Below are 5467 nucleotides of genomic sequence, written 5' to 3'. Positions count from 1 at the left end.
CCACTGCAGACACCTTTATGGTGTAAGTTCCGCTAGGCAACTGGCTGATGAGATAGAATCCGGAGGCATCGCTGGTTGCTCCCTTTGCTGTGCCGGCCAGGCCCACACTGGCAAAGGCTACCGGTACACCGTCAACAGTAACTTTTCCTGATATAGCGGCTGTTTGTGCCTGCGATGTGAATGCGGCCATGAGCAGCACGAAGGTGAGAAGCAAGCGTAGGTGTGTCATCATAGCGGTGTAGTTGGAACAAAGATAAATCTAATTAAAGCGGTGAAAATAAATATTTAGTCTAATCTAAATTTTATTTAAGACTATCCTTATTACGAATCGTTGTGGTGGTTGTTTCTATAGAGAGAAAAAGAAGTCCTCCAGGAGAGGGAGAGTATTACTCAAAGAGTCAGGTTACCTATGTCCTTCTAAATTCAGGCAATTGGCTGTAAAAAAATAGCACAGACCTGTATCTGCGAGGCAGGCTGTGAAAGCTGTTTTGCACATAGCGTCTGGTAAGTCTAGGTTAGATGGACAACTTTTTTCAGGAAGAGGCACAGGGAAAGGCTTGTAATTCCGTTATAGCAACACTGGTTCACTAGCCACATTTACCCGTGTCCGTGATTTTGATGAGCACTGTTCTTCCTTTTCCTCCAACGCAAGGGTTATCCCCCCGCCATCCGGAGTGAATTTATCGCGTTTGACAACAGGTTGTTGATGCACTGCATGAACTTGTTGTCATCCAGGTACACAAAATCGGTGTCGCCGGAAGTAACGAAGTGGAGAACCTTCTGGGGCAGCAGGGGGTTTGTCTGGTATTCTTCCATGACTTCTTTCAGCGCACCAGCTAAGTCCACCCGCCTTTTAATCAACTCCACGTTAGCGGACTCTAGGAACTCCTGCTTCACAAAATCCTGAATCAGCTGCACGCCCTGCTTGCTGCTTCTTTCAATGATGCCTAGTACTTGCTGTACTTTACACTGGTCGATATCAGTTATTGCACCATCCCTCAGCATCGCAGACAGGTTCTGAATCATGGCCAGCGGGCCTGCCAGGTCATGCGAGAGGATAGTGAGAATAGCATTCTTTATATCGGAGAACTTTTTGAGAACATCATTGTACTCCTTTTGGGCAGTGATGTCCTGGGCATAACCGATGATGAGCTGCTCCTCTGTCATCCGGGGTCTGAGGCAAACCCACCGCTCGCTCTTGTTACGGCGTATGATGCGGAACTCTACCTCACTCACCAGTATCTCCTCCAGCAGCTCGTGGTAAACGTGCTGCACATGTAACCCGTCTTCCGGATGAATGTCTTTCCTTAGAGAAGCAGGGGCATCCATGACCTCCTTCCGGCTCTTGCCCCAAACTATTTCAAAGGCAGGATTGAGAAAAGTAAAGCGGGTAGCGGCGGTATCGAAAGCAAAAACCACCTGGTCAGTTCCCTCGTTAAGCGTCAGCAGGAAATCAAGCGAAGAGTTAGAAGCATTATCAGAGGCCGTGTAACAGCAGAACGCTGTCATCCCATAGGCCGCTCCATAGCACTATAACTGTACTGCTTCATATAACATTCAGTACCCATATGGTGTAGGGTCTATCGTCTAACCTGCTATACACAGCAAGCACGGACATGACCATCAGATTTGGAGAGGAGAGGTTAGAGGAAAAGAACCGAAGCTCTGGCCCCGATCCGGCTGTGAGGGCGGTTTCTCCCATAAGGTCAGTTATCCTATGTTTGGCTTTATGCACTAACTTGTAAACAAAGAGCAGAAAGGGGGGATAAAGATTTTGCCAGTTATGTGGTCTTGAGAACCAGTTGAACATGAGAATCCCCGCCCTTTTCTATGGTTACTTCGGACAGTTCCATTAGGCTTGAAAGCTTGCATCAGGATAGAGAAAGCCACCATAGTCTCCTCTTCTAACATACCCGGTTTACATTTATTCAACCACTTACGTTATGGACACACATGCAAGACAAAAAGTAGTAGGTATCGATGTGAGCAAAGACTCGCTGGCTGTCTGCCACCTGGCAGACGGGAAGATGGAACACCTGGAGCCAAAAAACAGCAAACTGGTTTTAAGCAACTGGTCAAGCGCTGCGGGCCGGACAGCCTGTATGTGATGGAAGCCACCGGTATATACTACCTGCAGTTGGCTTACTACCTGGTGGAACAGGGAGCACGAGTAGTCGTGGTGAATCCTGTTGTCATCAGGCGCTACATCCAGATGCACCTGGGTAAGGGAAAGAGCGACAGGAAGGACGCCCAGTGGATTATGCGCTACGGAGAGCAGAACCAAGCGGTATGTTGGCAGCCAGAGGAGCGGATTATTGTGGAATGCAGGCAGTTGGAGCAGGTTATCGAGCAGCTGATAAAGCAGAAAACCATGGTTATTAACGCTATTGAGGCTTTGGAGCGACAGCCGGTGGTTAGTGCGTTGGCAGTAAAAAGCTTGAAGCAGACGCTGAAGATGCTTGAAAAGCAGGTCCGGCAAATGGAGGATAAAATGCTTGATGCCTTGGAAGCAGTATATGAAAAGGAGATCAGGCTGCTTTCCTCCATTCCCGGCATTGGCAGAAAGACGGCGGGCATGCTTCTGCTATTTGCCGGAGGCTTTAGGAAAGTGGGCAGCTATCGGCAGCTCATTGCCAAGGCCGGTCTCTCACCCCGGGAATATACCTCTGGCACCAGTGTCAGAGGCAAGGTGCTCATCACCAAGATGGGAGGTGGCCTGATTAGAAGCAAGCTGTTCATGTGCAGCTTCTCGGCTAAGATATCGAACGCCGCCTGCAAGGCTCTTTACGAGCGGCTCGTGGCCAAGGGTAAAAATGGAAAGCTAGCTTTAATTGCTGTCTCTAATAAGCTGCTCAAGCAGGCTTTTGCCATTGTTAAATCAGGCAAACCTTATCAGGCTGATTTTAATAAATTTACTCCTGTTAAGCTTGACTTTTAACACAGTTCATGTTCACCAGGACCGACTGTAGAGCAAGCTAACGGTTTGAGTAGCAGAAGGGCGAAGCGCTATTAAGTCTTCCTGCTAAGATTGGTTGGCAGGGGTTTATTTTGATCAACGGTTTATAATGAATTCCAACATTTTCCAACATTTCTCTTGCTTATCTTATCTGTTCTAGGAAAATTATAGCTCTATTTAACTCAAGTTGCGAGTTATTCGATGACTTGATTCAAGGTATAGGCGAATATAAAAAGAATGAGCTTTAAGATGAATCCTTCGGCTGTGACAGCATGAATCTTCTTAGGGAAAAGTCCTGTGATGCCGCTGAAGGTGGTTTCGATGCGCTTGCGGTAGTAGTTCTTTAGAAAGGCCATGTGCGGTTTATCTGCTCTTGTGCTGTTGCTCTTGCGGCAAGCACGCAGCTCCACCCCATCGCACTCTGCCAGCAGGTCCTCCACCTCATAGCAGGTATAGCCGGCATCGGCGTAGAGGCAGCTGCCCTCGGGCAGGTCCAGGGGCATGGCCTTCAGCGCGGTCACATCGGCAAAGGAGCCTGCGTGGATGTAGAAGGCAACCGGCAGGCCTCCTTCTGTGGCGATGAGCTGTACCCGGAAGCCGTAGAAGTAGCGCCGCTTGCTCACGCACATGCCCCGGTAGCCCTCGCCCCTGAGCAGGCGGCAGCGGGCGATGCGGATGTTGTCGCACACGGCTACCGGAAAGGAGTCTATCTGGTATCGCGAGGAGGTGTTGAGCTGCCTGAGGCTTTGTCCTAGGGCAAGAAAAAGGGCCATCAGCTGCTCCCTGAGCCCGTGCAGGCGGCGGGTAAAGCCCGACTTGTCTATCATCTGCACCCCGTGGTGTTCCCGCATGTAGGCGCAGGCGGAGTGGAGGTTGCCGTAGAAGAAACGGGCCGCTACAAGGGCAGTGGTCAAAAGCTCTGCATCGGAGAGCCTGCAGTGGGTATCGTCTTTTCTGCCGATGGAAAGAAAGAAGTCGTCGATAAAGCAGTATATTGCTATAGTCTGTTCTGTCATGGCTAGTCTCATTTTAGGAGTGTGGTAACCCTAAAACGTGCTAAAGTCACTGACAGAACAGATTTTTATATCCCGCAACTTGAGTTATTTAGCACTTCGTCTTTTCCGTTTTTGATTCCTGCAATTGTTGGTTTCACTGATATATGAGGTTGAATCCCCTTTCCTTGGGTAGGTTTTCCATCCGGATATAATATTCCCTGGCAAGAAAACGAAGTTATGATTCCTCCTGGTAAAGCAATATGGGTGTTAGTGCCATCGGCACCAGCTGTTGGACTGCCAATCAGGGTAGCACCAGGCACGGCTTGAAGGGCCATAGCTGTAAACTCTGCCCGGCTCAAGGTTTTCTGGTCAATGAGTACAACTACTTTTCCTTTGTAATACTCTTGTTTTGGGCGGGCGGGGCCAGCGGGGGGTAATAGGCCGACCCTGAAGGAACCAGGATAGTCAAGATCAGCAAAGACCAGTTTAGCAAAATGACGGGCTGTCGGCAGCAGATAGGCGGCTAAGTCATAGAGCAAAAACTCCGGGTAGCCTCTCAAGTCGAATATAATTACAGGGCATGCCATCAAAGTTTCCATGGCCGGGGCTATTTCAGTTATTTTCAGCCGCCTTAGATCTATGTAACCGATATTGTTTTTTAACTTCTCCCAGGAAGGAAGCCCTGGGGTAAGCTGCTGTGAATAAATCTCCTTCCCCAAATAGGTCTTCTCCCGCAAAACCAATTGCTCCCTGCTGCGCTGGACTAAAAGGTTCACCTGTGGCCCATCCACATAAAGTAGCAAGGGAGCCAGCTTCTCTAACAAAGCCTCTTCATTAGAAGCCCCGTGGAAAGAGCGCAAGCTATCCAGGAGAACGGTTATCGGCATACCGTTCCGCTCCAGAATTACGTCCCCTGCCTGTAGCAGGCTCTCTCGGGCAAGGGAAGAATTTATTGCTTTTGCCACAACGGCTTTCCCCTCCACAATAGCTACCTCAAAGGGGATGCTTCGCTTTTGCCCGTAGTTTAGCAGGGGGCTTGTTGCCGCACCGTGGCTGTCATTGATGCGGGCCACTAAACGAGCTACGGTGGCATGATAAGCAGCCGCATCAGAGGCTGCAACAAAAAGTGGAATAAAAGTTAAGAGCTCCTCCTCCCACGGACGGTCTAACAGACTATGATGGGGATAAAAGAAATGAATCACGTTCCAGTACCTGAACAAAGCCAGTAGCCTCAGCCTATCCTCCGGGAAAATATGCTCCCGATACGGTTTTTCTCCATTGAAACCAGTGGCTGCACCACCCTGCTGATAATGTACATAACGGTTCCCAAACCTGGCTTCTGCGCTACCTAAGGCTTGTAAGGAAGCTGTTACTGAAGCATTGAAAAGGTGACCTCCCCCCGAAAAACCGGACCGTTGTAAAGTAGAGAAAGCGGGCAATAATCGTATAGTCTTAAAAGCGAATTGCCATGAAGAAATCAAAGTTCACCGAGGCGCAGATCATCTTCGCCATCAAG

The 5467-nt window shown here is 49.3% G+C and carries 6 protein-coding genes; 2 read left to right on the top strand and 4 right to left on the bottom strand.

The genetic code is table 11. The features are described 5' to 3' along the window. Positions 1–232 (bottom strand): carboxypeptidase regulatory-like domain-containing protein (locus ACFS7Z_RS26970; RefSeq protein WP_377492495.1); only part of this gene is annotated, 232 nt, incomplete at its 3' end. Positions 233–654: 422 nt separating this feature from the next. Next, complete coding sequence (locus ACFS7Z_RS26965; RefSeq protein WP_377492492.1) at positions 655–1509, bottom strand: PAS domain-containing sensor histidine kinase; 855 nt, start codon at positions 1507–1509, stop codon at positions 655–657. 434 nt (positions 1510–1943) lie between these two features. Between ACFS7Z_RS26965 and ACFS7Z_RS26960 the strand changes: the two genes are divergently transcribed. Together ACFS7Z_RS26960 and ACFS7Z_RS26955 are read left to right on the top strand one after the other, a co-directional pair. Continuing rightward, positions 1944–2108 carry a hypothetical protein gene (locus ACFS7Z_RS26960; RefSeq protein WP_377492489.1) on the top strand — a complete coding sequence of 55 codons (165 nt, stop codon included), beginning with the start codon at positions 1944–1946 and terminating at the stop codon, positions 2106–2108. Next, positions 2105–2938 carry an IS110 family transposase gene (locus ACFS7Z_RS26955; protein ID WP_377492486.1) on the top strand — a complete coding sequence of 278 codons (834 nt, stop codon included), beginning with the start codon at positions 2105–2107 and terminating at the stop codon, positions 2936–2938. Before ACFS7Z_RS26960 ends, ACFS7Z_RS26955 begins: the two co-directional genes overlap by 4 nt. A gap of 212 nt (positions 2939–3150) precedes the next feature. Here ACFS7Z_RS26955 and ACFS7Z_RS26950 read toward each other — a convergent pair whose 3' ends face one another. Together ACFS7Z_RS26950 and ACFS7Z_RS26945 are read right to left on the bottom strand one after the other, a co-directional pair. Continuing rightward, a complete protein-coding gene (locus ACFS7Z_RS26950) occupies positions 3151–3972 on the bottom strand; it encodes an IS982 family transposase (protein WP_377492483.1) in 822 nt (273 codons plus the stop codon). Positions 3973–4037: 65 nt separating this feature from the next. Continuing rightward, positions 4038–5390 carry a S41 family peptidase gene (locus ACFS7Z_RS26945; RefSeq protein WP_377492480.1) on the bottom strand — a complete coding sequence of 451 codons (1353 nt, stop codon included), beginning with the start codon at positions 5388–5390 and terminating at the stop codon, positions 4038–4040. Positions 5391–5467 lie beyond the last annotated feature (77 nt).

The organism is Pontibacter toksunensis (genome assembly GCF_042686245.1).
GTDB lineage: Bacteria > Bacteroidota > Bacteroidia > Cytophagales > Hymenobacteraceae > Pontibacter > Pontibacter toksunensis.
This window is presented reverse-complemented; position numbering and strand designations above follow the sequence as displayed.